Annotated in this window: 26 protein-coding genes; 5 read left to right on the top strand and 21 right to left on the bottom strand. The window is 64.1% G+C overall.

The annotated features are described in order from the left end of the window. Positions 1-35 precede the first annotated feature (35 nt). From hpnC to hpnE, 3 genes are read left to right on the top strand one after another with little or no spacing between them, the layout of a single operon-like run. Entirely contained in the window at positions 36-899 is an 864-nt protein-coding gene (gene hpnC, locus B447_RS05400) for a squalene synthase HpnC (protein WP_198291751.1), read from the top strand. Further along, complete coding sequence (gene hpnD, locus B447_RS05395) at positions 896-1,729, top strand: presqualene diphosphate synthase HpnD (RefSeq protein WP_002937423.1); 834 nt, start codon at positions 896-898, stop codon at positions 1,727-1,729. The genes hpnC and hpnD overlap by 4 nt, the downstream gene beginning before the upstream one ends. 4 nt (positions 1,730-1,733) lie before the next feature. After that, positions 1,734-3,062 (top strand): hydroxysqualene dehydroxylase HpnE, encoded by a 1,329-nt coding sequence (hpnE, locus tag B447_RS05390; protein ID WP_002937422.1) that lies wholly within the window; start codon positions 1,734-1,736, stop codon positions 3,060-3,062. A 74-nt stretch (positions 3,063-3,136) separates the two neighbouring features. Here the strand turns inward: hpnE and B447_RS05385 are convergent, their stop codons facing one another. The 19 genes from B447_RS05385 to rpsB form a co-directional block, all read right to left on the bottom strand. Continuing rightward, a complete protein-coding gene (locus tag B447_RS05385) occupies positions 3,137-4,282 on the bottom strand; it encodes a M14 family metallopeptidase (protein ID WP_002937417.1) in 1,146 nt (381 codons plus the stop codon). A 41-nt stretch (positions 4,283-4,323) separates the two neighbouring features. Further along, positions 4,324-5,109 (bottom strand): peroxide stress protein YaaA, encoded by a 786-nt coding sequence (gene yaaA, locus B447_RS05380; protein ID WP_002929109.1) that lies wholly within the window; start codon positions 5,107-5,109, stop codon positions 4,324-4,326. 139 nt (positions 5,110-5,248) lie between these two features. Further along, the gene (locus tag B447_RS05375; RefSeq protein ID WP_002929111.1) at positions 5,249-5,740 is read right to left on the bottom strand and encodes a hypothetical protein; all 492 of its coding nucleotides are present in this window, start codon (positions 5,738-5,740) and stop codon (positions 5,249-5,251) included. Between the two features lie 173 nt (positions 5,741-5,913). Continuing rightward, on the bottom strand, positions 5,914-6,705 hold the full coding sequence (locus B447_RS05370; RefSeq protein ID WP_002937415.1) for a TrmH family RNA methyltransferase: 792 nt from the start codon (positions 6,703-6,705) through the stop codon (positions 5,914-5,916). Beyond that, positions 6,702-7,325, bottom strand: coding sequence for a ribonuclease HII (gene rnhB, locus B447_RS05365; protein WP_002929116.1), 624 nt, complete (start codon positions 7,323-7,325; stop codon positions 6,702-6,704). Before rnhB ends, B447_RS05370 begins: the two co-directional genes overlap by 4 nt. 10 nt (positions 7,326-7,335) lie before the next feature. Continuing rightward, the gene (gene lpxB, locus B447_RS05360) at positions 7,336-8,487 is read right to left on the bottom strand and encodes a lipid-A-disaccharide synthase (protein ID WP_002937412.1); all 1,152 of its coding nucleotides are present in this window, start codon (positions 8,485-8,487) and stop codon (positions 7,336-7,338) included. Between the two features lie 15 nt (positions 8,488-8,502). Beyond that, positions 8,503-9,273, bottom strand: a complete 771-nt coding sequence (lpxA, locus tag B447_RS05355; protein WP_002937411.1) for an acyl-ACP--UDP-N-acetylglucosamine O-acyltransferase — start codon at positions 9,271-9,273, stop codon at positions 8,503-8,505. After that, positions 9,270-9,704 carry a 3-hydroxyacyl-ACP dehydratase FabZ gene (gene fabZ, locus B447_RS05350; RefSeq protein ID WP_002929126.1) on the bottom strand — a complete coding sequence of 145 codons (435 nt, stop codon included), beginning with the start codon at positions 9,702-9,704 and terminating at the stop codon, positions 9,270-9,272. The genes lpxA and fabZ overlap by 4 nt, the downstream gene beginning before the upstream one ends. Positions 9,705-9,710: 6 nt before the next feature. After that, complete coding sequence (lpxD, locus tag B447_RS05345; RefSeq protein ID WP_002937410.1) at positions 9,711-10,748, bottom strand: UDP-3-O-(3-hydroxymyristoyl)glucosamine N-acyltransferase; 1,038 nt, start codon at positions 10,746-10,748, stop codon at positions 9,711-9,713. Between the two features lie 13 nt (positions 10,749-10,761). Continuing rightward, a complete protein-coding gene (locus B447_RS05340; protein ID WP_002929130.1) occupies positions 10,762-11,262 on the bottom strand; it encodes an OmpH family outer membrane protein in 501 nt (166 codons plus the stop codon). A gap of 34 nt (positions 11,263-11,296) precedes the next feature. Next, positions 11,297-13,654 (bottom strand): outer membrane protein assembly factor BamA, encoded by a 2,358-nt coding sequence (bamA, locus tag B447_RS05335; RefSeq protein ID WP_002929132.1) that lies wholly within the window; start codon positions 13,652-13,654, stop codon positions 11,297-11,299. 9 nt (positions 13,655-13,663) lie between these two features. Beyond that, complete coding sequence (gene rseP, locus B447_RS05330) at positions 13,664-15,028, bottom strand: RIP metalloprotease RseP (RefSeq protein ID WP_002937409.1); 1,365 nt, start codon at positions 15,026-15,028, stop codon at positions 13,664-13,666. Then, positions 15,025-16,212, bottom strand: a complete 1,188-nt coding sequence (gene ispC / locus B447_RS05325; protein WP_002929136.1) for a 1-deoxy-D-xylulose-5-phosphate reductoisomerase — start codon at positions 16,210-16,212, stop codon at positions 15,025-15,027. Before ispC ends, rseP begins: the two co-directional genes overlap by 4 nt. 63 nt (positions 16,213-16,275) lie before the next feature. After that, the gene (locus B447_RS05320) at positions 16,276-17,097 is read right to left on the bottom strand and encodes a phosphatidate cytidylyltransferase (protein ID WP_002937406.1); all 822 of its coding nucleotides are present in this window, start codon (positions 17,095-17,097) and stop codon (positions 16,276-16,278) included. Further along, positions 17,090-17,875 carry a polyprenyl diphosphate synthase gene (gene uppS / locus B447_RS05315; RefSeq protein WP_051018567.1) on the bottom strand — a complete coding sequence of 262 codons (786 nt, stop codon included), beginning with the start codon at positions 17,873-17,875 and terminating at the stop codon, positions 17,090-17,092. The genes B447_RS05320 and uppS overlap by 8 nt, the downstream gene beginning before the upstream one ends. A gap of 49 nt (positions 17,876-17,924) precedes the next feature. After that, positions 17,925-18,482: a ribosome recycling factor gene (gene frr, locus B447_RS05310; RefSeq protein ID WP_002937405.1), complete on the bottom strand. Its 558-nt coding sequence runs from the start codon at positions 18,480-18,482 to the stop codon at positions 17,925-17,927. A gap of 18 nt (positions 18,483-18,500) precedes the next feature. Beyond that, positions 18,501-19,214 carry a UMP kinase gene (gene pyrH, locus B447_RS05305; RefSeq protein WP_002929149.1) on the bottom strand — a complete coding sequence of 238 codons (714 nt, stop codon included), beginning with the start codon at positions 19,212-19,214 and terminating at the stop codon, positions 18,501-18,503. A 13-nt stretch (positions 19,215-19,227) separates the two neighbouring features. Next, positions 19,228-20,124: a translation elongation factor Ts gene (gene tsf / locus B447_RS05300; protein WP_002929150.1), complete on the bottom strand. Its 897-nt coding sequence runs from the start codon at positions 20,122-20,124 to the stop codon at positions 19,228-19,230. Positions 20,125-20,235: 111 nt separating this feature from the next. Continuing rightward, positions 20,236-20,991 carry a 30S ribosomal protein S2 gene (gene rpsB, locus B447_RS05295; RefSeq protein WP_002937404.1) on the bottom strand — a complete coding sequence of 252 codons (756 nt, stop codon included), beginning with the start codon at positions 20,989-20,991 and terminating at the stop codon, positions 20,236-20,238. Between the two features lie 357 nt (positions 20,992-21,348). Between rpsB and map the strand changes: the two genes are divergently transcribed. After that, positions 21,349-22,173, top strand: coding sequence for a type I methionyl aminopeptidase (gene map / locus B447_RS05290; protein WP_002937403.1), 825 nt, complete (start codon positions 21,349-21,351; stop codon positions 22,171-22,173). A 14-nt stretch (positions 22,174-22,187) separates the two neighbouring features. Beyond that, entirely contained in the window at positions 22,188-24,764 is a 2,577-nt protein-coding gene (locus tag B447_RS05285; RefSeq protein WP_002937401.1) for a [protein-PII] uridylyltransferase, read from the top strand. Positions 24,765-24,840: 76 nt separating this feature from the next. Here the strand turns inward: B447_RS05285 and B447_RS05280 are convergent, their stop codons facing one another. Both B447_RS05280 and B447_RS05275 read right to left on the bottom strand, forming a co-directional pair. Beyond that, the gene (locus B447_RS05280) at positions 24,841-25,347 is read right to left on the bottom strand and encodes a TIGR00645 family protein (RefSeq protein ID WP_002937400.1); all 507 of its coding nucleotides are present in this window, start codon (positions 25,345-25,347) and stop codon (positions 24,841-24,843) included. 23 nt (positions 25,348-25,370) lie between these two features. Continuing rightward, complete coding sequence (locus B447_RS05275; RefSeq protein ID WP_002937399.1) at positions 25,371-26,108, bottom strand: S-methyl-5'-thioinosine phosphorylase; 738 nt, start codon at positions 26,106-26,108, stop codon at positions 25,371-25,373. Positions 26,109-26,165: the final 57 nt, after the last annotated feature.

Below are 26,165 nucleotides of genomic sequence, written 5' to 3'. Positions count from 1 at the left end.
ATTCGCACCCGCATGGTGTGCACCCAGTCCAGGTCATGCCGGTCGAGCACTACGAGAACTTTCCTGTTGCGTCCCTGCTGCTGCCGGCGCGCTTGCGCGAGCCGGTCGAGGCCATCTACGCCTTCGCGCGCAGCGCAGACGATGTCGCCGACGAGGGCGACGCGGCGAGCGTGGAACGTCTGGCCCGCCTGCACGACTATCGTCTCGCGCTCGAAACCAGCGCGCGTGGCGGCCCGGTTCGCGACCCGACCCTGGTGCCGATCTTCGACCGCCTGGGACGAAGCATCCGTGCCCACGGCCTGCCCGTCCAGCCCTTTCGCGATCTGCTCGACGCCTTCGCGCAGGACGTGGTCAAGACACGCTACCGCGACTTCGCCGAGCTGCTCGACTATTGCCGGCGCTCGGCCAACCCCGTCGGACGTCTGATGCTCTGCCTCTACGGTGCGGCGACGCCCGACAAGCTGCGTCAGTCGGACGCCATCTGCACCAGCCTGCAGCTGATCAACTTCTGGCAGGACGTCGCCATCGACTGGCGCAAGGCGCGCATCTACCTGCCGCAGGATGAACTCGCCCGCTTCGGTGTCGATGAGGTCTTCCTCGAACGCGCCAGCACGCAGGGCCTCGATGGCGTGGACGGCGAGGGCACCGCCCGCTGGCGCGCGCTGATGGCCTTCCAGGCCGGGCGCGCGCGCTCGATGATGCTCGATGGCGCCGGCCTTGCGCGCGCCCTGCCCGGACGCATCGGCTGGGAACTGCGCCTGGTCGTGCTGGGCGGACTGCGCATCCTCGAGCGCCTGGATGCAACCGGCTACGACGTCTTTTCCCGCCGCCCGACCTTGGGCAAGAGCGACTGGCTGCGCCTGGCATGGCGCGCACTGAACTACGGACCCCGCGCATGAACCCGCACGACTACTGCCAGGACAAGGCCGCCAAGAGCGGCTCGAGCTTCTACTACAGCTTCATGTTCCTGCCCGCCGAGCGACGCCAGGCCATCACCGCGCTGTACGCCTTCTGCCGCGAGGTGGACGACGTCGTAGACGAGTGCCACGACCTGTCGCTGGCGCAGACCAAGCTCGAATGGTGGCGACAGGAGGTGCAGCGCACCTGGGCCGGGACGCCCACGCACCCCGTCGGCCATGCGCTCAAGGACGTACTGACGCGCTTCAACCTGCCACAGGAGCAGCTGCACGAGATCATCGACGGCATGGCGATGGACCTCTCGCAGACCCGCTACCTCGACTTCAAGGCGCTGCAACTCTATTGCTACCGGGTGGCAAGCGTGGTCGGCCTGCTCGCGGCCGAGATCTTCGGCTACCAGGACCGCCAGACACTCAAGTACGCGCACGACCTCGGCATGGCCTTCCAGCTCACCAACATCATCCGCGACGTCGGCGAGGATGCCCGCCGCGGCCGCATCTATCTGCCGATCGAGGATCTGCAGCGTTTCAACGTACCGGCCAAGGACATCCTCGAGGCGCGCTACTCGGACAATTTCCGTGCGTTGATGGCTTTCCAGGCCGAGCGCGCGGAAAGATTCTACGATCAGGCCTTCGCCCAGTTGCCCGCGAGCGACCGCAAGGCCCAGCGCCCGGGGCTGGTAATGGCCGCCATCTACCGCACCCTGCTGCGCGAGATTGCCGCCGATGGCTTCATGGTCCTCGATCGGCGCACCTCGCTGACGCCGCTGCGCAAGGTCTGGCTCGCCGGCACCACCTGGTTCAAGGGCTGAGCGCATGAGCGTCCCCGTCGTCGCCGTCATCGGTGCTGGCTACGCCGGCCTGGCCTGTGCCGTCGAACTCGCGCGCGCCGGCGTGCATGTCACCGTGTTCGAGCGTTCGCATACCCTGGGCGGGCGGGCGCGGGTGGTGCATAAAGACCACCACTGGCGGGTAGACAACGGCCAGCACATCCTCATCGGCGCCTATGGCGAGCTCACCCGTCTGATGCGTCTCACTGGCTGCTCGCCCAAGCAGCTCGCACACCTGCCGCTCACCCTGCACGTTCCCGACCGGCTGCAGCTCAAGGCCGCAAGCCTGCCCGCGCCCTTTCATCTCGCCGTCGGACTGCTGCGCGCGCGCGGCCTGAGCTGGGCCGATCGCCTGGCCATGCTGCGGCTGATGCGCTGGCTCAAGAAGCGCAGCTTCCGCGTACCCGCCGACATGACCGTTACCGGCCTGCTGCAGGCAACGCGCCAGACGCCGCCATTGGTGCAACTGGTTTGGGAACCGCTCTGCGTCGCCGCGCTAAACACCCCGGCCGCCGAGGCCGATGCACAGGTGTTCGCCAACGTGCTGCGCGACAGCCTGGCCGCAGGCGCCGCAGCCAGCGAACTGCTGTTGCCGCGCGTCGATCTGTCCGAACTCTTCCCCGTGCCTGCAGCGCGCTACCTTGCCACCCGCCGTGGCAAGCTGCGCACCGGCAACGCGATCGAGGCGGTCGAGCCGGTGGCCGGCGGCTACCGGCTGCAGGGCGACCCCGGGAGCCAGCCCTGGCCGCAGGTCGTACTTGCCACCGCGCCCTATCATGCGAGCCCGCTACTGGCCAGCGCGGGTGGCTGCGAACGCCTGGTCGAGCAGATCGATGCGCTCGATCATGAGCCGATCACGACCGTGTACCTCGCCCTCGGCAAGGGCCAGCGCCTGCCCGAGGCGATGATCGGGCTCGTCTCAGGAACCGCAGTCGACCCTGCGCAATGGGCGTTCGACCGCGGCCAGCTCGGCGGTCCCGAAGGCCTGATGGCTTGCGTGATCAGCGCCAGCGGGCCGCACGAGGCCCTGGAACGTGACGCACTCATCGTCGCCTGCCACGCCCAGCTCGAACGCCAGCTCGGCCGTCGCCTGCCCGCGCCCGAGTGGTCGCAGGTGATCACCGAGAAGCGCGCCACCATCGCCTGCCGCCCCGGCATCCTGCGCCCGGGCATTCGCACGCCCCTGCCCGGCCTGTGGCTGGCGGGCGACTACCTGGACTCCGATTATCCGGCCACGCTGGAATCCGCGGTGCGTTCCGGCGTCGCCTGCGCCGCCGCCATCCTCGCCGAACTGGGACGCAAGGCGGGCGGCTGAGCCCTGCCCGTCCGTCCTTGCCGTGACCTCGTTACGAGCCGCGGCCGCGCCCTGAGTACCTTCTGCGCCGGAACTCAGGCGCTGGATGAAGTTGCTGCGTCAATGAGATGGCGCAGGATCGGGTTGAGCATCGCCGCGCCCAGGCGCTTGCTGCGGGCGCCGTTCCATCCGGCCACCGGATCGGGCAGCAAGGCATTGTCCTTGAACGGCATCTCCAGCGTCAGCGACACGCAGCCAAAGCGATGCGCCACCCACTTGCTCGCCAGCGTCAGCAATTCCTCGCCGAAACGGCCCGGTTTGTAGCCTTCGACGGTCTGGAAGTCCGGGCTTGCGGCAGCAAAGGCTTCGATGAAGCGTGCCTGAGCACGCGCCGCTTCGGCGCTGAAGCCGGGAACCTCCTCGGCGGTCGAGAAGAAGACGTAGGGCAGCGATTCGTCGCCGTGGATGTCGAGGAACAGCGCGCAGCCGGTGCGCTCCATCTCCGCGCGCACCAGGAAGACCTCCGGGCTGGCGAGCGGATCGGGCTCGCGCCATTCGCGGTTCAGGTTGCGCCCGGCCGCATTGGTTCGCAGGTTGCCGCGCACGGCGCCATCCGGGTTCATGTTCGGCACGATGTAGAGCACGGCGAGTTCGCGGATGCGCCGTGCCACGGGGTCCGCAGGGTCGAGCAGGCGCTCGAGCAGGCCTTCGACGAACCACTCGGCCATGGTCTCGCCCGGGTGCTGGCGGGCGATGATCCACAGCGGCGGACGCCCCGCCGCTGGATCGCCGACGACCACGAGGTCGAGGTCGCGGCCATCGACGGTGCTGCCGAGATCACGGATCCTGGCGAAGGGCGACTGAGCGACATGGCCGATCAGGTCGAGGTGGCGTTCGTAGGAATACGGCTCGAAATAGGCGTAGTAGACGCTGTCGCGCTCGGGCGTGTGCTCGACGATCAGTGCGCCGTCGCGGAAATGCGTGCCCTCCACGCGGAACCAGTGCTGGCGGTCGTAGGACGCGACGCAGCGATAGTCCGGCCAACCGTCCGGGTAGGCCGCCGCCGCGGCGTTCTCGAACACCATGCGCACCGCCCTGCCCGCAGCACCATGCAGGCGGAAGTGGAACCACTGGTGGAAGGCCGCGGCATTGTCCGCACGCAGGCGCAGGCGGATGTCCTGCGGATCGTCGAGGCTGAGTACCTCGATTGCACCGGAATCGAAACAGCTGCTGATCTTCATTGGCGCTATCCGGTTGCGCCCGCACGAGGCGGGCGGTGGATTCAGGCTTCGCGGCGACGGAACACGAGCGTGTCGGCGTCCGACGCGTCTGCGGCGAAGACATAGCCCTCGCTGTCGAAGTCCTTCAAACCGTCGACCTCGTCGATGCGGTTGCGGATCACGAAGCGACTCATCAGGCCTCGTGCACGCTTGGCGTAGAAGCTGATGATCTTGTAGCGCCCGCCCTTCCAGTCCTCGAACACCGGCGTCACCAGCCGGGCCTTGAGCAGCTTCGGCTTGACCGACTTGAAGTACTCGTCCGAGGCGAGGTTGAGCAGCACGCGCTCGCAGCCGCCCGCTGCATCGGCATCGAGCAACTGGTTGAGCGCCGCGGTGATGCGCTCGCCCCAGAACTCGTAGAGGTTCTTGCCGCGCGGGTTGGCAAGCCGCGTTCCCATCTCGAGGCGGTAGGCCTGCATGAGGTCGAGCGGACGCAGCACGCCGTAGAGGCCTGAAAGGATGCGCAGGTGGTCCTGCGCCCAGGCCAGGTCCTCTGCACTCAGGCTGCCGGCATCGAGGCCCTCATAGACATCGCCATTGAAGGCCAGCACGGCCTGCTTGGCGTTGCCGGCATCGAAAGGCAGCGACCAGTTCGCGTAGCGTGCGACGTTGAGGCTGGCGAGCTGGTCCGACAGCGACATCAGCTCGGCGATCTGTGCGGGCGAGCGCTCGCGCAGCACGTCTATGAGTTGTGCGGAATCGTCGAGGAAGTCGGGCTGGGTGCAGACAGTGGTGGTAGGCGGCGTCTCGTAGTCGAGCGCCTTGGCTGGAGAGATGACGAGGATCATGTGCAAAGCGAGCGGTGACAGGCGTGAAGCCCAGGGCCCTCGAATGGTAGCGCGATTCGCTGCGCCGATCGTGCTTCGAAACGCGCGCAACCAATGATCGGGGTCGGCGACACGTGCCGCTGGTCATTCGAGCAGACTTCTACATCACCTTGAGCAGTCTCTCCGAGAGCTCGTCAGCGCGCTTGCGTCCCATTGTCGTCTCAGTGATCGCCTGTAGCCACTCGTCAAAGAGTGCACGCAGTTCTTCTTCACGCCGCGATGCGTGGATACGCTTGACGAGATCGAGCTTGGCGTAGGGGCCGTTGAAGGTGCGCAGCGTGTTCATCATGAAATCGCGGGCCATCTGCAAGTCCTTGGCTCCGCCCGGGGCGCCCGCGAGCGCTTGAACGGCGTTGGGCGTCGGTACGGCACCCCCTGCAGGGGGTGCTGCGGCTACGCGCTCCAGAAAGCCGCCGTCCTCGAGCTCCTGAAGCGTGGCCGCGGCGTTCTCGTCACCCGAGAGCCGCGTCAGTTCGTCCAGTGTGCGCTGCCCGTCGGCCAGGATCAGAAGTCGGCGCGCGCGCGCACCGAGTCTGCCGCTACGTGTGGTGAGCTCTTCTTGCCCGCGCGCCGTCTTGACGAAACACGTCATGGGGGTCTGTCTCCTCGTCGAGGATGCGGCCTTTGGCCGTCTGAAAGTTGGATGCACTACCTGCGGCCGGCGCACGCGCGGGACCGCCGCCGACGCCTTGCCGACTCATGCGCCGAGCATGCCGCCCGGGATCCGCGCACGTCAAGTCGCCATGGCCGAAATGCGTGACGATTCTAACGCAGGCTCCGTTGCCGAACCTGCTCGAACAGGCAGACTGCCACCGCGGCGCCCACATTGAGTGACTCGACACCCGCACACATCGGGATACTGACGCGGCGGTCGGCCATCGCGAGCAGCGCGGATGACAGGCCTTGCCCCTCTGCACCAAACAACCAGGCAACCTGCGCTCGGATGTCTATCTGGAAGAGCCCCTGTGAGCCCTCCCCGAGCGCAGTGGCAATGCGCGAGCCGGGGAAGTCCACCAGACGGTTGGGGAGGTCCACCCGCTCTTCGAGCTGGAGCAGGAAATGCGCGCCCATGCCGGCACGCAACACCCTGGGTGCCCAGGCCTGGGCACAACCTTCTCCAAGCAGGACATGGTGCACGCCTGCGGCCGCAGCCGTACGCAGAATGGTGCCGAGGTTGCCGGGATCCTGTATGCCATCGAGCGCGAGCACGTCGGCTCTGAACGGCAAGTTGCCGGTCGGGGCGGGGAGATCGATGAGCGCCAGAATGCCTGACGGCGTATCTACCGGGCTTACGTGCGCAAACAGCGTATCGGCGAGCACGATCTGCTGTACCGCAGCTGGCGCCTTCGCTCGCAGTTGGGTAATCTCTCCGTGCTCCTCGATCCCTGCGGCAACAATCAGGCTCTTGATCGGCCAGCCTGCCGCGAGTGCGGCGTCGATCAGGTGCACCCCGTCGAGCAAGGTCTCGCCGTGCTTGCGCCTGTCGCGCGCGGAATGTGCGAGCGCGTGCAGACGCTTCACGGTCGGGTTGTCGCGGGAGCTGATCTCCTTCGTCATGGCCGAGGGCTTCCGCAGCCCTGCTCAATCAGCCTGCGCACGGGGCCGAAGCTCCTGCGGTAGAACGGCGCGACGCCATGCTTCTCAAGTGCTGCAAGGTGCGCCGGAGTTGGATAGCCCTTATGGAGGGCCAGTCCGTAATGAGGCCAGCTCTGGTCGAGGGTGCGCATCATGCTGTCGCGGGCGGTCTTGGCCAGGATGGAGGCGGCCGAGATCGCGGGTTCGGTCGCATCGCCCTTGACGATGGCTCGCACCGCATACGGCAGGCGCGGACAGCGGTTACCGTCGACAAGCACCTGAGCGGGCTGAAGCTTCAGCGCCATCACTGCACGCTGCATTGCCAGCATCGTTGCGTGCAGGATATTGAGCTGATCGATCTCCTCGACGCTCGCTTCGCCCAGCGCCCAGGCCAGCGCATGCTCGCGGATCTGCGTGGCCAGGCGCTCGCGCGCCTCCGCGCTGAGCTTTTTCGAGTCGGCTAGGCCGGCGATCGGACGGGTTGGGTCAAGGATCACTGCGGCTGCGACCACGGGCCCGCATAAAGGCCCGCGTCCAGCCTCGTCCACGCCGCAGACATGCGCGCCGTCCGCGTCGGCGGCTGCGAACAGGTCTCTTGTCATCGTTCCACTCTCAAGCCCGCGTGCTGGCGAGGTAAGGCAGAATAGCCTCTGCCGCACGTCGCGCTGTATCCTGGCGCAAGCTCAGGTGCAGCTCCCGGAAGCGGCTCTCGGCTGCTGCCCGCCGTGCAGGGTCGCGCAGCCAATCCGCCACCGCCTCCGCGAGTCTGTCGGGTGTCGCCTCGTCTTGAAGCAGCTCGGGCACGATCGTCTCGCGACACAGGATGTTGGGAAGCCCCACCCAGGGTAGATAGGCCATGTGCTTCATGAGTCTGTACTGCCACTTGCCGATGCGGTAGGTGATGACCATGGGGCGCTTGAGCAGGGCCGCCTCCAGACTGGCCGTGCCGCTTGCAACCAGGACAACGTCGGCTGCAGTCATCGCATCGACGGCGTGGCCGAACAGCATCCGCACTGGCAGATCGGCTGCCTGGTTACGCCGTAACGCCTCTTCAAAGATCTGTCGCGTTTCCCGCGTTGCGAGCGGCACGAGGAATATGATCTCCGGGTTGCCGGCTTGCAGTAGCCTGGCAGTGGCGATGTAGGTGTCGGCCAGGTTGCGCACCTCCGACTGGCGGCTACCAGGAAGTAGCGCGACGACTGCCGCGTTGGCGGGCACCCCCAGCCGGGCCCGTGTCTCAGCGCGATCGGGTTCGAGCGGGAACACGTCGGCGAGCGGATGCCCCACGTAGCTCACCGGAACGCCAGCACGCTCGTAGATCTCGGGCTCGAAGGGAAACAGGCACAGCATGTGCGATACCGAACGAGCGATGCGCTTTATGCGCCCTCCCCGCCAGGCCCAGATCGACGGGCTGACGAAGTGGATGGAAGGCATGCCTTCGTCGCGCACCTTCCCCTCGAGCCACAGGTTGAAATCGGGGGCATCGACGCCGATGAATGCCGTCGGGCGCTCCTTGCGGATCTGTGCCAGAAACGTCCGCCTGATTCCCGACAGCTCACGGTAGCGCTTCAGGGCGTCAACGTAACCATGAACCGCCAGCAGCTCGCTCGGCCAACGCACTTCGAAGCCTTCTGCTTGCATCTTGGGGCCACCGATGCCGAAAAACTCGGCGTCCGGGATGTGCTGACGCAGCGCGCGGATGAGATGACTGGCAAGAAGATCGCCGGAGGTTTCTCCGGCGACCATCGCGATGCGGACCTTCATTGCCGAAACCGACCCTCAGCGAACGATGCCACGCCCCGACTGCGCGATGAAGTCGGAGAACAGCTGGACCTCCGATTGCCCGGCAGCGAGCTCGGCGACGCTTTGACGAGCCTCCTCCAGGGACAGGCCGGAGCGATAGAGCGCGCGATAGGCACGCTTGATCGCTGCAATGCCTTCGGCCGAGTAACCACGCCGCTTGAGGCCCTCGCTGTTGATGCCGTGCGGCTTCGCCGGATTGCCGGCAACCGTCACGAAAGGAGGCAGATCCTGCAGCAGCACGGTACCGACGCCACAAAAACTGTGGGGACCCACGCGGCAGAACTGATGTACCCCGGTAAACCCACCGAGGATCGCCCAATCGCCCACCTGCACATGACCTGCGAGTGTCGCATTGTTGGCAAAGATCGTGTGGCTACCGACCTGGCAGTCGTGCGCGATGTGCACGTAAGCCATGATCCAGTTGTCGTTGCCGATGCGCGTGACGTGCGCATCCTGGCTGGTACCGACGTTGAAGGAGCAGAACTCGCGGATCGTGTTGCGGTCGCCGATCTCGAGCCGGGTAGGCTCGTCATCGTACTTCTTGTCCTGCGGACTTGCGCCGATCGAGCAGAACTGAAAGATCTCGTTGTCGCGGCCGATGCGGGTGTGCCCTTCGACCACCACGTGCGGGCCGATGCGGGTACCCGCGCCGATCTCGACATGCTCGCCGATCAACGAGTAGGCCCCCACGCTGACGCCTTCCCCGAGCTTGGCGCCGGGGTGGATGATCGCGGTCGGATGAATCATAGGGTCTTGATCGCACACATCAGTTCGGCTTCTGCGGCGAGTTCGCCATCCACGCTTGCACGCGCCTTGTATTTGTAGATGTTGCGCTTGGACTGGGTGATCTCGACGTCGAATATCAACTGGTCACCCGGTACGACCGGCCGCTTGAAGCGCGCATTGTCGATGCCGGCGAAGTAGACGACCGAGTTGTCATCGGGCTTGACGCCACTGCTCTTGAACGAAAGCAGCGCTGCGGTCTGCGCCATGGCTTCGATGATCAGGACTCCAGGCATCACCGGGTGGTGGGGGAAATGGCCCGGGAAGAAGGGCTCGTTCATGGTGACGTTCTTCAAGCCGCGCGCACGCACGCCCGGCTCGATCTCCAGCATGCGATCCACAAGGAGGAAGGGGTAGCGATGCGGCAGGTACTGCAGGATTTCCTTGATGTCCATGACGGCTCAGCCTGGGTCGCGGTCCTTGGGACCGTCGTTGTTCTGTTGTTCGAGATGGCGCACTCGCTTGGCGAGCGCGTCGAGATGACGTAGATGCGAGAAGTTCCTGACCCAGTCGCCGTGCGTCTGAAGAGGCAGGTTGCTGGTGTACACCCCCGCCTTGGGAATCGACTTGGCAACCAGAGTCCAGGCGGAGACCACAACGTCATCGGCGATGTTCAGATGCCCCGAAATGCCCGCCTGGCCACCGATCATGCAGCGTGCGCCGATCTGGGCACTTCCTGCAACACCGGCGCAACCCGCCATGATCGTGTGATCGCCGATGCGTACGTTGTGTGCGATCTGGATCAGGTTGTCGAGCTTGACGCCATCGCCGATAACCGTATCGTCGAGCGCCCCACGGTCGATTGTGGTGTTGGCACCGATCTCCACGTCGTTGCCAATGAGTACGCGTCCAACCTGAGGAATCTTGACCCACGCACCCGAACGTTCGCGGGCAAAGCCGAAACCGTCGGCGCCGATCACCACGCCGGCATGCAGGATGCAATCTTCACCGATCACGCAATCGTGGTAGATGGTGACATTGGCGGCCAGGCGGGTTCCCCGCCCGATCCGGGTACCGCGCCCGACATGACAGTTTGGTCCGATCACGACGTCTTCGCCGAGCTCGACCCCCTCTTCAATCGACGCGCCGGCCCCTACCTGAACGCTGCCGGGCACTGCACAGGCGACTGCAGCGAGGCGATGAACGCCCGGCTGCACCGCCGGAGGCGGACTGAACAGTTGGGCGACGCGTGCAAAGTAGAGGTAAGGGTCGGGGGTGACGATGAGGCTGCGACCACTCATCTGCTCGACGGCATCGGGGCTGACGATAAGCGCCGTCGCCGCACAGGCCCTGGCTTGTGCGACGTACTTGCGGTTGGCGAGAAAGGCCAGGTCACCCTCCCCGGCCTGCTCGAGCGTGGCAACGCGTGCAACCGCAAGTGCCGGTTCGCCCAGCAGATCACCCCCGAGGCGATCGACGATTTCCTGAAGCTGGAACATCCTGTCGGTGGGCTTACTTCGCGGCTGACAGGGCCTTGATGACCTTGTCGGTAATGTCGATGCGCGGGCTGGCGTAGACCGCCTCCTGAAGGATGATGTCGTACTTCTCGCTCTCGGCAATCTGCTTGACCGTGCGGTTGGCTTGGTCGAGCACCGATGCCAGTTCTTCGTTACGCCGCTGGTTGAGATCCTCGCGGAACTCGCGCTGCTTGCGCTGGAAGTCGCGGTTCAACTCGTTGAACGTACGCTCCTTGTTGCGGCGGTCGTTTTCGCTCATCGTGGGCGCGTTACGCTCGAGGTCTTCCTGCATCGATTGCAGGTCGCGGGCCAGGCGCTGGAGCTCCTGGTCACGCTTCTCGAATTCCTTCTCGAGGCGTTGCTGAGCGCGGACGGCGGGAGCCGCCTCGCGCATCAGGCGATCCGAGTTGACAAAGCCGATCTTGGATTCGGCGATTGCAGCCTGGGACGCCCCAAGCAACGCTGCAGCGATCAGGGAAAGGGGGATGAATCTCACATGTGCCTCCGGAAAACTCTTCTATGCCGGCGCGTCAGAAGACACTGCCAAGTTGGAACTGGAACCGCTGGATCTCGTCGTTATCCTGCTTCTTGAGCGGGTGACCGAAACTGAACTTGAGGGGGCCGATCGGCGAACTCCAGGAGAACGCCAGGCCGGTACTGTAGCGCAGGTCACTGAAGCGAACCTTCTGGTTGACGAAGTTGTCACTGCCCAGCGGCCGCTCGTCCTCACCCCACACGTAGCCGGCATCGAAGAAGGCTGAGATACGGAAGGAACGATCCTGACCCGAGCCCGGCATGGGGAAGAAGAACTCGGCGTTGCCGACCACCTTGCGGGTACCGCCGGTCGAGGTTACGTCACCGTCTGTGTCGCGGAACTTCGGACCGATCGAGCCCTGATCGAAGCCGCGTACCGAGCCGATGCCGCCGACGTAGTAATTCTTGTAGAACGGCACATCCTTGCCACCAAAGCCCTTCGCGTAACCGACGTCCGCATTGAGCATCAGAGCATAGTCACGTCCGATCGGGAACCAGTGCTGGTACTGGTAGCCAAGCTTGCCATAGCGCAGATCGCCAACAGGAACCGTTGCTTCACCGTACAGGCGCTGATAGCTGCCAGAACGCGGATAGATGAAGCTGTCGCGGCTGTCGCGCGACCAGCCGACCGTCGCCAGCAGGCTGCGTACGGTCACCGTACCGGTGCCGTCGGTATTGTTGCAACCGCCGTAGTCCTTGCAGAAGTCCTTGTAGAGCTTGGGACTCTGCGGGTACGTCGTGATCTCGGTCTGGTCGGCGGTCAGGCCGAAGTTGACCTGGTCATCCTCGGCAATCGGCCATCCCAGGCGAATGCCGGCACCTGTGGACACGGTCTTGTAGGGCGACACCGAGTCGAGCTCATCGGCGTCGTAGGTGCGGTGATAGACATCCCAGCCCAGGCTCACGCCATCGGGGGTGAAATAGGGGTTGGTGAACGACAACGCGAGTGTGCGGCTCGACTTGCTGGTGTTCAGGCCAAAGGTCAGCGCGTTGCCGCTGCCGAACAGGTTCTGCTGGGAAATCGACGCCGACAGCACGATGTTCTCGGCACTCGAGAAGCCAGCGCCGAGCATCAGGTTGCCGGTCGGTCTTTCCTTGACGGTGAAGTTGGCGTCGACCTGGTCGGTGGTACCCGCCACCGCAGGTGTCTCCACGGTCACTTCGTCGAAGAAGCCCAGGCGATCGATGCGGGTCCGCGAGCGATTGATGGCCGAGGCATCGTACCAACCGCCTTCCATCTGGCGCATCTCTCGGCGCACTACCTCGTCGCGCGTCTTGGTGTTGCCGCCGATGTTGATCCGACGGACATAGACCCTGCGTCCCGGATCGACGAAAACCGTGAACTCGACTTCACGCTTTTCCTTGTCTACTTCGGGGGCAGCGTTCACGTTGGCGAAGGCGTAACCCTCGTTGCCGAGTCGGTCCGTGATGGCCTTGGTAGTCTCGGTGAGGCGCTCGCGGGAGAAGGTCTCGCCCGGACGGATACGCGTCAGCGCGAGGTACTCCGATTCAGGCAGGACGAGATCACCGGTGAAACGTACGCCGGTGACGGTGTACTTCTCGCCCTCGGTGATGTTGATGGTGATGTAGATGTCCTGTTTGTCCGGCGTGATCGATACCTGGGTCGAGTCGATGTTGAAATCGAGATAGCCCTGGTTCAGGTAATAGGAGCGCAGGCTCTCCAGGTCAGCCGACAGTTTCTGACGGGAGTACTGATCATTCTTGGTGTACCACGTCAACCAGCCCGGCGTGGTGAGCTGCATCTGGCTGATGAGGTCCTTGGTGCGGAAGGCATTGGCACCAACGATATTGATCTGGCGGATCTTGGCGACACCGCCTTCCTCGACGGCAAAGTTGATCCCCACCCGATTACGCTCGAGCGGCGTGACCGTCGTCTTCACCGTGGCCGCATACTTGCCGCGCGACAGATACTGACGCTTGAGTTCTTGTTCGGCACGTTCGAGCAAAGCACGATCGAAAATCCGGGACTCGGCGAGACCGACCTCGCGAAGCCCCTTCTTGAGCGCATCCTTGTCGAACTCCTTGACGCCGTCGAAGGTGATGTCGGCGATCGCCGGTCGCTCATCAACGACCACCACGATGACCTCGCCTTCGGTCTCGATGCGCACGTCGCTGAAGAAACCGGTTGCGAACAATGCGCGGATCGCGTCAGCCGCCTGCGACTCGGTAAAGGTGTCGCCGACACGCACCGGAAGATAATTGAAGACGGTGCCAGCTTCGGTGCGCTGGATACCCTCGACACGGATGTCCTTGACCACGAAGGGATCGAATGCAAACGCCGGGGCAGCGGCAAGGAGGGCCATGACGAGCCCGGGCAGGAGCTTGCGTTTCATGCAGGAGGTTCAGCCGGAAATGAGACGATTGATGTCGTTGAAGAAGGCGAATGCCATCAGCATCACGAGCAAAGCCAGACCGATCTGTTGACCGATCTCCATGACACGTTCTGGAATGGGTCCGCCCTTGATGATTTCGACCGTATAGTACATCAAGTGCCCCCCGTCCAGAACGGGGATGGGGAGCAGGTTGAGTACCCCGAGACTGATGCTGATCAGGGCCACGAACTTGAGGTAATGGCTCAGCCCAAGTTGCGCAGTCTGGCCTGCGTAATCGGCGATCGTGACCGGGCCGGAGAGGTTCTTCCACGACACCTCACCGGTGAACATGCGCCCGATCATGCGCAAGCTCAGCACACTGGTTTCCCAGGTCTGGCGCACCGCCTTGGCCATTGCCTCGAGCGGGCCGTAGCGCACCTCGGCAAACATCGACAGCCCGCCAGGTGCCGGGTCGGCAACACCGACACCGATGCGTCCCACCCGCGCACCCCCCTCGTTCGCCTCATCGGGCGTCACGACTACCGAGAACGCCGCGGCGTCGCGGCGAAGGTCGAAGCGCAACTCACGCCCCGCACCGTCTCGGACGATCTGCACGAGATCACTCCAGGACGTTAAGGCGACACCGTCTATCGCAGTCACTTCGTCCCCGGACTGCAGGCCCGCGCGCGCGGCAGCCCCGCCTTCAACCAGACGCCCGATGACTGCAGGAATCTGCGGACGCCAGGGTTTGAGTCCAAGCCGTGCGATCAGATCGCCACTGTCATCGTCAATGCGCACTCCCGCAAGATCGAGCCTGCGGAACGCTTCCACATCTTCGAGCGTACGTACGCGCAGCACGACCTCGCGCTGATCGAGCGTATGTTGCAGCAGGATCCAGCGCAGGTCCTGCCAGCTGCGCACCGACTGTTCGTCCACCGCCAACACCAGGTCGCCGTCACGCACACCCGCCGCCTCGGCAACCTGCGGCGTTTCAGATAGTGCGACGCGCGCCCGCAGCTCGTCCGTGCCAGCGACAAAAAGCCCCCAATAGAGCACGATCGCAAGCAGGAAGTTGGCCAGGGGGCCGGCGGCAACGATTGCGAAGCGGCGGTAGACCGATTGCCGGTTGAAGGTGCGATGCAGCTCTTCCGGCGCGACCGCAGCTTCGCGCTCGTCGAGCATCTTGACGTAGCCGCCCAACGGAAAGGCGGCAAGAGCCCATTCGGTGCCATCGCGACCCGCACGGCGAACGATCAGAGGCTTGCCGAAGCCGATCGAGAAGCGCAGCACCTTGACGCCACACCAACGTGCAACGAGGTAGTGGCCCAGCTCGTGCACGAGGATGAGCACACCCAGCGCGAGCGCAAACGGAAGGAGGTAGTCTAGAAGGTTCATCGGCCAGGGGTTCGGTTGCGGATCTCGGCATGCGCCCATTCCCGAGCGCACGCATCGGCTGCGAAAACAGCCTCCAGGCAATCGACCGCAAGGCCGGCACTGCGTTCCAGGCAGCGCTCGATAACGCGGGCGATATCGAGAAAGCCGATACGATGATCCAGGAAGGCCGCGACAGCCTCCTCGTTGGCGGCGTTGAGCACCGCGGCTGCGGCGCCCCCCTCGCGCAGCGCGTCGAAAGCGAGACGCAGGCATGGAAAGCGCGCAAAGTCCGGCCGTTCGAAATCGAGCCGCGCAATCTCGAACAGGTCGAGTGGCCTGACGCCGGCCTCGATGCGCTCGGGCCAGGCCATCGCGTGCGCGATCGGGGTGCGCATGTCAGGATTGCCAAGCTGAGCGAGCACCGATCCGTCCGCGTACTCCACCATCGAGTGGATAACGCTCTGGCGATGCACGACCACCTCGATCATGTCGGCAGGCACGCCAAACAGCCAATGGGCCTCGATGACCTCGAGCCCCTTGTTCATCATGCTGGCAGAATCGACGGAGATCTTGCGGCCCATCACCCAGTTCGGATGCGCACACGCCTGCTCTGGCGTCACAGCCTCGAGGTTGGCCAGCGGCGTCTCGCGAAACGGACCGCCAGATGCAGTCAGGAGAATGCGCCGCACCCCAGCAGGCGACGGCTCCCGGGCATAACCCTGCGGCAGCGCCTGAAAGACGGCGTTGTGCTCGCTGTCGATCGGCAGCAACTGCGCTCCGCTGTCGGCTACTGCGCGCATGAAGATCGCACCGGACAGCACCAGCGCCTCCTTGTTGGCGAGCAGCACCTTCTTGCCGGCCCGCGCAGCAGCCAGCGTCGGCTTCAGCCCGGCCGCGCCAACAATGGCCGCCATCACCATATCGACATCAGCAGCTGAAGCGACGCCCTCAAGGGCAGCCTCGCCATGAAGCACCTCTGTTGGACAGCCCCGCGCCCGTAATGCAGCAGCCAGGCGTTGGGCGGCTTCCGGGCTCCCTACGACGGCATGGCGGGGGCGAAAGCGCAGGCAGGGCTCGACCAGCTTGTCGTCCTGGCGATGCGCCGTGAGTGCGAACACCTCGAAGCGGTCGGGGTGGCGCCCAACAACGTCCAGGGTGCTCTGGCCGATCGATCCGGTCGCCCCAAGAATGGTGATGCGCTGCATTGCGTGTTCAGCCTCGAGAAATGCGGCCCTGAGGAGCATGAGCGGCCCAGCCGCTGCGGGGCCTCAGTGTGACAACAGGACGAAAACGAGCGCCACGATCGGCAGCGTGGACGTGAGGCTGTCGATCCGGTCAAGGATGCCGCCGTGCCCGGGAAGGATGCTGCCGCTGTCCTTGAGCCCCGCCTGCCGCTTGAGCAGCGATTCGAACAGATCGCCGATGATGCTGAGCGCCGTCCAGGTCACCAACGCCAGGCCGATCACCAGCGCACCGCCCGCCTGGCCTGCGCCGAGCCAGACGAGGACGCCGATGCCATAGAGCAGGACGGCAGCCACGGCACCCATCGCGCCCTCCCAGGTCTTGCCCGGGCTGATCGTTGGGGCAAGCTTGTTTCGTCCGAGGGTGCGCCCGGTGAAATAGGCGGCAATGTCGGCAACCCAGACCACAGCCATCGTACCAAGCAAGACCCACGGCCCGACGACGCGCAGGTGGGCGAGCGCCAGCGCGGTCGGGATGAGGACGATGAAGCCCACGAGTGACGCAAGCATCGGTTTGTCCAGCGGCCACTTGCGCAGCAACCACATCGGTACGACGAACATCCAGAACAAGGCGCTGATCGCATACAACGGCAGCAGCAGCGGAGTGCCAGCAAGCGTGCCGCTACCAAGCCCGGTCAGGTAGCCGAGCATCAGGCAGGACACCGCGAATACCACCGCCGTGGACATGCGCAAGGGCCGATCGAAGCGGGCGAGCCCGCCCCACTCCCATGCTGCCAGGCCGCATAGCGCCGCGCACACGGCAAGCCAGGCTATCGCCGGCAGCAGGAATACTGCGCCCAGCAGGCCGGCAAGCAGCAACAAGGCGGTGACGACGCGATCCTTAAGCATTGGGTTCCTGCAGTTCGGCAGCGCTTTGCTTGAGCTGCTCGCTGGTACGCCCGAAACGGCGCTCCCGTCCCTGGTAGGAGTCGATCGCCATGTCGAGCGCAGCCTCATCGAAATCGGGCCAGAGCGTATCGGTGAAATACAGCTCGGTGTAAGCGAGCTGCCACAGCATGAAGTTACTGATCCGCTTCTCGCCACCGGTGCGGATGAACAGATCAGGTTCTGGTGCGAAGCTCATCGACAACTCGGCTGCGAGCTCATCCTCGCTGAAGTCCCCGTCACGCCCAGGGTTGTTGGCGATCAAGCGCGACATGGCGTTCATGAGGTCCCAGCGCCCGCCATAGTTTGCCGCCACAGTAAGGTGGAAACGGTCGTTGGCGGCCGTGAGCGCCTCGGCCTCACGCACCACGCCCACCAACTGCGAGTCGAACCGTGACAGGTCGCCGATGACCCTGAAACGGATACCGTTCTCGTGCAGGCGCTTGACCTCGCGGCGCAGCGACTTCAAGAACAACTGCATCAGAAAGGAGACTTCGTCTGGCGGACGCCTCCAGTTCTCGGAGCTGAAGGCAAACACGGTGAGATAGCCCACGCCACGCTCGATGCACCCCCGGGTCACTGCGCGCAAAGCCTCGACGCCACGGCTGTGCCCCGCTACGCGCGGCATCAGACGCTTGCGCGCCCATCTGCCGTTGCCGTCCATGATCACCGCAATGTGCTGCGGCACGGATGCAACTTCCGGAATCTCCCTTGTGGAGCTCCTGAACAATCTACCGACCATGACCTGCCTCCTGTCCCGCCGTGCTGGCAACTGCCGATCCGGGGCCGGATCAGATCTGCATCAGCTCCTGTTCCTTCTGCGCGAGCAGCTTGTCGATCTCGGCAACGTATTTGTCGGTGAGTTTCTGGATGTCATCCTCGGCGCGACGCTCGTCGTCTTCCGAGATGAGCTTGTCCTTCACCGCGTCCTTGAGCTGCTGGTTCGCGTCACGGCGCAGGTTGCGGATGGCGACCTTCGCATTCTCGCCTTCGTGGCGAACGACCTTGGTGAGGTCGCGGCGGCGCTCTTCGGTAAGCGCGGGCATGGGCACGCGCAAGAGCTCGCCCATGTTCGACGGATTGAGACCGAGATCACTGTCGCGAATCGCCTTTTCGACCTTGGGCAGCATCGGCTTTTCCCAAGTCTGTACGCCGATGGTACGAGCATCGATCAGGGTGATGTTGGCGACCTGGTTCACCGGCACCATCGAGCCGTAGTACTCGACCATGACATGGTCGAGCAGGCCGGTATGGGCACGCCCGGTGCGGACCTTGGCGAGATCGGTCTTGAGCGATTCGACCGACTTCTGCATCTTCTGCTCGGCCGTTTTTTTGAGTTCAGGAATCATGCGCGCACTCTCCAGTAATCAGGAATGGACCAGCGTTCCTTCGTCCTCGCCCATCACCACGCGCTTGAGCGCGCCCGGCTTGAAGATCGAGAACACGTTGATCGGCAGCTTCTGGTCACGGCACAGCGCGAACGCCGTGGCATCGAGGACCGCCAGATTGCGGCCGATGGCCTCATCGAAGCTGATGCGATGATAGCGCTGGGCGCTCGGATCCTTCTTGGGGTCTGCCGTGTAGACGCCATCGACCTTGGTGGCCTTGAGGACGATCTGGGCGCCGATCTCTGCACCGCGCAGGGCGGCAGCGGTATCGGTGGTAAAGAAAGGGTTGCCGGTGCCGGCAGCGAAGATGACGACCCGCCCCTCTTCGAGGTGGCGGATCGCGCGACCGCGGATGTAAGGCTCGACGACCTGGTCGATACGCAGCGCGGATTGCACGCGAGCCTCGAGGTCCATGCGACGCATCGCATCGGCCAGGGCCATTGCATTCATCACTGTCGCCAGCATGCCCATGTAGTCGGCCGTGGCGCGATCCATGCCGGATGCCGCACCCTTCATGCCGCGAAAGATGTTGCCGCCGCCAATCACCACACCCACCTGCACACCGAGCCGTGTAACCTCGGCGATCTCGGAGACGATGCGGGTTACGACATCCTCGTTGATACCATAGGCGTCATCTCCCATCAGGGCTTCGCCCGAGAGCTTGAGCAGGATGCGTTTGTAGGCGGCGGACATATCCATCTCCCTCTTACTTCTTTGCAGCAGCTGCGGCCTGCTCGGCCACTTCGGCAGCGAAGTCGGTCACTTTCTTCTCGATGCCTTCGCCGACGATGTAGAGGGTGAACGACGCGACGCTTGCGCCCTTCGCCTTGAGCAATTGCTCGATCGTCTGCTTGCCGTCCTCGGCCTTCACGAAGATCTGGCCGAGCAGGGTGACTTCCTTCAGGAACTTCTGCACCGTACCTTCGGCGATCTTCTCCAGCATCGCCTCCGGCTTGCCGGCTTCACGCCCCTTCTCGATGGCAATGCGGCGCTCGGCTTCGATCAGCTCGGCCGACACACCGGAAGAGTCGAGCGACTTCGGCTTGGAGGCCGCAATATGCATCGCGATGTCACGCCCGAGTTGCTCGTCACCGCCGACGAGGTCCAGCAGTACGCCGATCTTGGCGCCACCGTGAATGTAGGAGAACAGCTGGCCCTTGGCTTCGACGCGAGCGAAGCGGCGGATCGACATGTTCTCGCCGATCTTGCCGACCAGCGCGGTACGGGTCGACTCGACCGTACCCTCGCCCAGCGGCAGTGCCGACAGCGCAGCGACGTCGGCCGGATTGTTTGCCGACACCAGCTCGGCGCAGTTCTGCACCAGCGCGAGGAAGTCGTCGTTCTTGGCCACGAAGTCGGTCTCGCAATTGACCTCGATGATGGTGCCGAGCTTGCCGTCCGCAGCAATGCTGATGCCGACGATGCCTTCAGCGGCAATACGGGCGGCAGCCTTGGAAGCCTTGTTGCCGAGCTTGACGCGCAGGATCTCTTCAGCCTTGTCCATGTCGCCGCCGGCCTCGGTCAGCGCCTTCTTGCACTCCATCATCGGCGCGTCAGTCTTCTCGCGCAGTTCCTTGACCATGCTCGCGGTGATTTCCGCCATGCTAGCTCCTGAATGTTCGGTTGTGTGTCAGATATGGGTGGAGTCCCGGCCAGGCGGCCGCTCCACGGAGACCAGATTGCAAAAGGGGCCTCGCGGCCCCTGTGCAGAGGATCAGGCCTGTTCCTGCGTACCTTCTTCCTCGACCTCGACGAATTCGTCGCCGCCCGCATCGACGATCTCCTGCAGCACCTGGCTGCGGCCCTGCAGCACGGCATCGGCCACGCCACGAGCGTAGAGACGGATTGCGCGCGACGAGTCGTCGTTACCCGGGATCACGTAATCAACGCCATCTGGCGAGTGGTTGGTATCGACCACGGCAACGACCGGAATACCCAGCTTCTGTGCTTCGGTAATGGCGATCTTGTGGTAACCGACGTCGATGACGAAGAGCGCATCGGGCAGGCCACCCATGTCCTTGATGCCGCCGATCGACTTCTGCAGCTTCTCGAGTTCGCGGCGAACGGTCAGCGCTTCGCGCTTGGACAGACGCTCGATCGAGCCGTCTTCCATCATCGCCTCGACTTCCTTGAGACGCTTGATCGACTGCTTGACCGTCTTGAAGTTGGTCAGCATGCCGCCGAGCCAGCGCTCATCGACGAAAGGCATGCCGGCACGACCCGCCTCTTCGGCGATGATCTCGCGCGCCTGGCGCTTCGTGCTGACAAACAGAACGTTGCCGCGATTGGCAGCGAGCTTGCGGACGAAGTCCATCGCCTCGTTGTACTTGGCCATCGTCTTTTCGAGGTTGACGATGTGAATCTTGTTGCGCTGACCGAAGATATAGGGGGCCATGCGCGGGTTCCAGAAACGGGTCTGGTGACCGAAGTGGACGCCGGCTTCCAGCATCTGACGCATCGTAACGGACATGAATAACTCCAAATTTCAAAGGGTTGTACCTCCGCCCTGAGGTGCGCAAGCTCGCCGCAAAATGCTAACGAACAAGCCGCAAAAAACGCCACCGGCAGGCCGTCAGGTACCTGCAGCCCTTGAACGGCGTGCTGGCACCACAGCGCTGACCCGGCAGACCCCTTCCATCAGGACGTGCGGATTTTGCCTGTCACTACAGACAAGCCGGCGATAATATCACGTCAGAATCACAGCACTCAAGGCGCGATTCACTCCGGGTTTGCCGGTAAGGGGCGCATGCGATAGCCTTCAGTCCTTGGCAGGGGCTTTCAACCCCTCCCTCCCCCAACTCCCACGCCACTCGCACCCATAAACATAATGAGCATCGTCATCAAAACACCGGAAGAGATCGAGCAGATGAGGGTGGCGTGCCGCCTGGCTGCCGAAGTCCTCGACTACATCGAACCCTTCGTCAAGCCCGGCGTCACCACGGCCGAACTCGACCGCCTGTGCCACGATTACATGGTCGGCGTGCAGAACACGGTTCCGGCACCGCTCAACTATGCGCCCCCGGGTTACTCGCCCTATCCGAAGTCGATCTGCACCTCGGTCAACCATCAGGTGTGCCATGGCGTACCCGGCGACAAGGCACTCAAGAAGGGCGACATCGTCAACCTCGATATCACCGTCATCAAGGATGGCTTCCATGGCGACACGAGCCGCATGTTCATCGTCGGCGGCGAGGCCAGCATCATCGCCAAGCGCCTGACCCAGATCACCTATGAGTGCATGTGGCTGGGTATCGCCGCGGTGCGAGCGGGTGGGCGACTGGGCGACATTGGTGCGGCCATCCAGAAGCACGCCGAAGGCAACGGCTTTTCCGTGGTGCGCGAGTTCTGCGGACACGGTATCGGCCGCAAGTTTCACGAGGAGCCACAGGTTCTCCACTACGGCAAGGCAGGCACCGGCCCCGAGCTCAAGCCGGGGATGATCTTCACCATCGAGCCAATGATCAACGCCGGCAAGGCGGCGATCTCCGAACTGCCGGACGGCTGGACAATCGTGACCAAGGACCGCAGCCTGTCGGCGCAGTGGGAGCACACGATTCTCGTCACCGAGTCCGGCGTCGAGGTGCTCACGGTTTCGCCCAAGGCGCCCGCTCCGCCCGCCATCGTCGCCGACCGTTTCGCCGCGACACACTGAGACGGACAAGGCGCATGAACGACGCGCTCACCGAATCACTGCAGGGCTTCGTCGCCGCGGCCAGGCGCCGGCTCAGCGAGGGCATGGCCGCGCTGCGCACCGCCTACGAGGCGCGCCCGCACACCGGCAACATGCTCAAGGGGCGAGCCAAGCTCGTGGACGATGAGATCGTCCGTCTATGGCACGACTGCGCAATGCCTGCCGATGCCGCAGTCGTTGCAGTGGGCGGTTATGGCCGTGGCGAGCTGTTTCCGGCCTCCGACGTTGACCTGCTTATCCTGCTACCGAAGGCTGCCGATGCGGCACTGCAGGGCAAGCTCTCCAGCCTCGTGAGTGCGTTGTGGGACATGGGCCTCGAGATCGGCCATTCAGTGCGCACGATCGACGAGTGCCTAGTGGCTGCAGCCGACGACATCACCGTCCAGACCAGTCTTCTTGAGGCTCGACTGCTCACCGGCGACGGCAGGCTGTTCGAACTGCTCAACAGCCTCTTCCGCGATGGCCTCGACCTGCGCACTTTCTATAAGGCCAAGCTGCTCGAGCAGGAACAGCGCTACGCGCGCTTCAATGAAACGCCGTACGCACTGGAGCCTAATTGCAAGGAGAGCCCCGGTGGGCTTCGCGACCTTCAGATGCTCGGCTGGATCGCGCGCGCCGGTGGTCTTGGACGCAGCTGGCGGGATCTCGCGCGGCGGCGCCTGATTACCGGAAGCGAGGCCGGGGAGCTACGCAATGTCGAGCGTTTCCTCCAGCACCTGCGCATCCGTCTGCACTTGCTGACCGGGCGCAGCGAGGATCGGCTGCTGTTCGACCACCAGGAGAAGCTCGCGCGCATCCTCGGCATCGAACCCACGGCGACCCGACGCGCATCCGAAGTTCTGATGCAGCGCTACTACGTGACCGCAAAGATGGTCATGCAGCTCAACACTGTACTGCTGCAGAACTACGGCAGCGTGATCTTCCCCGACCGCGGCGCGGCGATCACGGTCAACCCCCGCTTCCAGGTCGTGCGCGAACTGCTCGACATCCGCCATGAGGATGTGTTCGAGCGCGAACCCGCCGCACTGCTCGAGTGCTTCCTGTTGCTGCAGCAGCGCTCCGAACTTAAGGGCATGACTGCGCGCACGCTGCGAGCCCTGTGGATCAATCGCAACCGTGTGAATGCCGCCTTCCGGGCGCGCCCCGAGCATCGCGCCCTGTTCCTGCAGATCCTGCAGCAGAAGCGCGGCATCGTGCGCAGCTTCAGGCGCATGAACGAATACGGCATCCTGTCGCGCTACATTGTCCCTTGGCGCCGTATCGTCGGACAGATGCAGCACGACCTGTTCCATGTCTACACGGTCGATCAGCACATCCTCATGGTGTTGCGCAACATGCGGCGCTTCACGATGGGCGAACATGCGCACGAATACCCGCTGATGACCCGGCTCATCATCGGCTTCGAGCGCCACTGGCTGCTCTATATCGCCGCCCTCTTTCACGACATCGCAAAGGGACGCGGCGGCGACCATTCGACGCTTGGCATGGCCGATGCGCGGGAGTTCTGCACCCAGCACGAACTGCCGACCGAGGACACCGAACTCGTAGTCTGGCTCGTCGAGCACCACCTCACCATGTCGCGTGTGGCGCAGAAGGAAGACACCTCGGACCCCGAAGTGATTCAGCGCTTTGCAGATACGGTGGGCGACGAGCGCCGCCTGACAGCCCTCTACCTGCTTACCCACGCCGACGTGCGCGGCACCAGCCCCAAGGTCTGGAATGGCTGGAAGGGCAAGCTGCTCGAGGATCTTTTCTTCGCCACCCAGCGCCTGCTGCGCGGTGCAACTCCGCAGGCGGCACTGGGCCTGGATGACCGACTGGAGGACACGCGGCGCCTGCTGCGCTACCACGGCCTGCGCCCCGGCGTGGAAAACACGCTCTGGGATCACCTCGATCCGGTGTATTTCATGCGCCACTCTGCCGAGGAGATCGCATGGCACACCCGTCTGCTTTACTATCGCAGCGACTCGCCCGAACCGGTCGTCAAGGCGCGTGTGGCTGAAGACGAGGATGGCGTCCAGGTGATGGTCTTCACGCGCGACCAGCGCGACCTCTTCGTGCGCCTAACCGGCTTCTTCGGGCGCATGGGGTTCTCGATCCTCGACGCCAAGGTACATACGACGCGCCATGGCTTCGCACTCGACAGCTTCATGCTCCAGGACCCGGGGCAACGAGCATCCTACAGGGATATCGTGACCCTGATCGAGCACGAGCTGGCCGTGCGCCTGCAACAGCAGGGCGCGCCCGAGCGCCCCGCGCGCGGACGCATGTCGCGCCATGTGAAGCACTTCCCGATCAGCCCCGAAGTCAGCATCCGCGCCGACGAAGCCGGGCGGCATCACGTCCTGTCACTGACCGCGGCCGACCGCCCCGGCCTGCTCTTCGATGTTGCCTCTGTGCTTGCCGATCATGGCATCCGCCTGCATACGGCCAAGATCGCCACACTGGGCGAGCGCGTCGAAGACACCTTCCTGCTCACTGGCCAGGCCCTGAACCAGGACGCGCTCGTGCTCAAGATCGAGCGCGAGATCCTGGACCGCCTGCAGACATGACAAGGGGGCTTTCGCCCCCTTGTCTCTTCCTTGCGCCCATCCGGCCCCAGCAGCCTGCAGGCGTCCGCCGCAGGGATCAGTGCCCCTTGCCGGCAATGCGATCCATGGCTGCGTAGAGCAGGCCGGAGAACAGGAAGGTGACATGGATGCCCACCATCCAGGCGAGCTGACGGTCGGTCATGTTGTGGGCATTCATGAAGCCCTTGAGCAACTCGATCCCCGAGATGGCGACGATCGAACCGATCAGCTTGAGCTTCAGGTCCGAAAAGCCTATGTGCCCCATCCAGTCCGGCCGGTCGCGGTGGGAGTGCAAGTCCTCCATCTTCGAGACGAAGTTCTCGTAGCCGCTGAACATGATGATGATCAGCAGATTCATGATCAGCGCAACGTCCACCAGGGTGAGCACGCCGATGATCAACTCGCTCCCCGATGCGGACCAGATCTCGGCGAACAGCCCGAACAGCTCCTTCATGAACTTGAACAGCAGCAACAGCATCGCCATCGCCAGGCCCAGGTAGACCGGCGCCATCAGCCAGCGGCTGGTGAAGAGCACATGCTCGAATGTGGTTTCGATCCGTTTCATGCGATTTGCTCCGGCCCCTGGCCTCAAACCCTGCACAAGCACTCGAGTACGTTGCGCACCCTCAGCATGGATTCCTGCAGCACGATCTCGATGTCGGGAAAGTGGATGCCCGCCTCGCTCGACCAGCGCCCGGCAGCGTAATTGACCACCACACCAATCGCTGCATAGGGGAGATCGAGCTCGCGCGCCAAAGCAGCCTCGGGCATGCCGGTCATGCCGACGATGTCGGCACCATCACGGTCGAGCCGGTTGATCTCCGCTGCGGTCTCCAGCCGCGGCCCCTGGGTGCTGGCATAGACACCGCCATCGACCGCGTGCTCGCCCGCAGCGGAGATCGCCGCAAGCAGGCGCTGGCGCAGCGCCTGGTCGTAGGGGTGAGTGAAGTCGATATGGCGCACCGGGGTATCGCCACCCTCGAAGAAGGTGCTCTTGCGACCCCAGGTGTAATCGATGATCTGGTCGGGCACCATCAAGGTGCCCGGCGCCAGTTCGGCCCGGATGCCACCGACCGATGCCACCGAGACGATGCCGCTTACCCGCGCATCCTTGAGCGCCCAGATGTTGGCGCGGTAATTGACCAGATGCGGAGGAATCGTGTGGCCGTATCCATGTCGCGCCAGGAACACGACGGGCTCGTTGCACATGCGGCCAAAGACGAGCGCGCCCGAAGGCTCGCCAAACGGGGTGCGCACAACCTCGCGCCGCTCGATCTCCATGTTCGACAACTGGGTGAGTCCGCTGCCGCCGATGATCGCAAGCATTCGTGGTCTTCTCCGTGATGGGCGCGCGATTCTAGCACGTCACCGGACAGGCTCGAT

The sequence above is a fragment of the Thauera sp. 27 genome (genome assembly GCF_000310125.2).
GTDB classification, from domain to species: Bacteria; Pseudomonadota; Gammaproteobacteria; order Burkholderiales; family Rhodocyclaceae; genus Thauera; species Thauera mechernichensis.
Note: the sequence above shows the minus strand (reverse complement) of the source record. Positions and strands in the feature narration are given on the sequence as shown.

Bases quoted from the DNA above. Each gene is read 5' to 3' on its own strand.
- tsf (WP_002929150.1), bottom strand. From the start codon at position 20,124: ATGGCGGAAATCACCGCGAGCATGGTCAAGGAACTGCGCGAGAAGACT.
- B447_RS05275 (WP_002937399.1), bottom strand. From the start codon at position 26,108: ATGCTTGCGATCATCGGCGGCAGCGGACTCACCCAGTTGTCGAACATG.
- B447_RS05370 (WP_002937415.1), bottom strand. From the start codon at position 6,705: ATGACGAAGGAGATCAGCTCCCGCGACAACCCGACCGTGAAGCGTCTG.
- hpnE (WP_002937422.1), top strand. From the start codon at position 1,734: ATGAGCGTCCCCGTCGTCGCCGTCATCGGTGCTGGCTACGCCGGCCTG.
- yaaA (WP_002929109.1), bottom strand. From the start codon at position 5,109: ATGATCCTCGTCATCTCTCCAGCCAAGGCGCTCGACTACGAGACGCCG.
- lpxB (WP_002937412.1), bottom strand. From the start codon at position 8,487: ATGAAGGTCCGCATCGCGATGGTCGCCGGAGAAACCTCCGGCGATCTT.
- hpnC (WP_198291751.1), top strand. From the start codon at position 36: ATGCCGGTCGAGCACTACGAGAACTTTCCTGTTGCGTCCCTGCTGCTG.
- hpnD (WP_002937423.1), top strand. From the start codon at position 896: ATGAACCCGCACGACTACTGCCAGGACAAGGCCGCCAAGAGCGGCTCG.
- B447_RS05285 (WP_002937401.1), top strand. From the start codon at position 22,188: ATGAACGACGCGCTCACCGAATCACTGCAGGGCTTCGTCGCCGCGGCC.
- rpsB (WP_002937404.1), bottom strand. From the start codon at position 20,991: ATGTCCGTTACGATGCGTCAGATGCTGGAAGCCGGCGTCCACTTCGGT.
- ispC (WP_002929136.1), bottom strand. From the start codon at position 16,212: ATGCAGCGCATCACCATTCTTGGGGCGACCGGATCGATCGGCCAGAGC.
- fabZ (WP_002929126.1), bottom strand. From the start codon at position 9,704: ATGGACATCAAGGAAATCCTGCAGTACCTGCCGCATCGCTACCCCTTC.
- B447_RS05320 (WP_002937406.1), bottom strand. From the start codon at position 17,097: ATGCTTAAGGATCGCGTCGTCACCGCCTTGTTGCTGCTTGCCGGCCTG.
- rnhB (WP_002929116.1), bottom strand. From the start codon at position 7,325: ATGACAAGAGACCTGTTCGCAGCCGCCGACGCGGACGGCGCGCATGTC.
- bamA (WP_002929132.1), bottom strand. From the start codon at position 13,654: ATGAAACGCAAGCTCCTGCCCGGGCTCGTCATGGCCCTCCTTGCCGCT.
- uppS (WP_051018567.1), bottom strand. From the start codon at position 17,875: ATGGTCGGTAGATTGTTCAGGAGCTCCACAAGGGAGATTCCGGAAGTT.
- B447_RS05375 (WP_002929111.1), bottom strand. From the start codon at position 5,740: ATGACGTGTTTCGTCAAGACGGCGCGCGGGCAAGAAGAGCTCACCACA.
- lpxD (WP_002937410.1), bottom strand. From the start codon at position 10,748: ATGTTCCAGCTTCAGGAAATCGTCGATCGCCTCGGGGGTGATCTGCTG.
- B447_RS05385 (WP_002937417.1), bottom strand. From the start codon at position 4,282: ATGAAGATCAGCAGCTGTTTCGATTCCGGTGCAATCGAGGTACTCAGC.
- frr (WP_002937405.1), bottom strand. From the start codon at position 18,482: ATGATTCCTGAACTCAAAAAAACGGCCGAGCAGAAGATGCAGAAGTCG.
- B447_RS05280 (WP_002937400.1), bottom strand. From the start codon at position 25,347: ATGAAACGGATCGAAACCACATTCGAGCATGTGCTCTTCACCAGCCGC.
- rseP (WP_002937409.1), bottom strand. From the start codon at position 15,028: ATGAACCTTCTAGACTACCTCCTTCCGTTTGCGCTCGCGCTGGGTGTG.
- pyrH (WP_002929149.1), bottom strand. From the start codon at position 19,214: ATGTCCGCCGCCTACAAACGCATCCTGCTCAAGCTCTCGGGCGAAGCC.
- map (WP_002937403.1), top strand. From the start codon at position 21,349: ATGAGCATCGTCATCAAAACACCGGAAGAGATCGAGCAGATGAGGGTG.
- lpxA (WP_002937411.1), bottom strand. From the start codon at position 9,273: ATGATTCATCCGACCGCGATCATCCACCCCGGCGCCAAGCTCGGGGAA.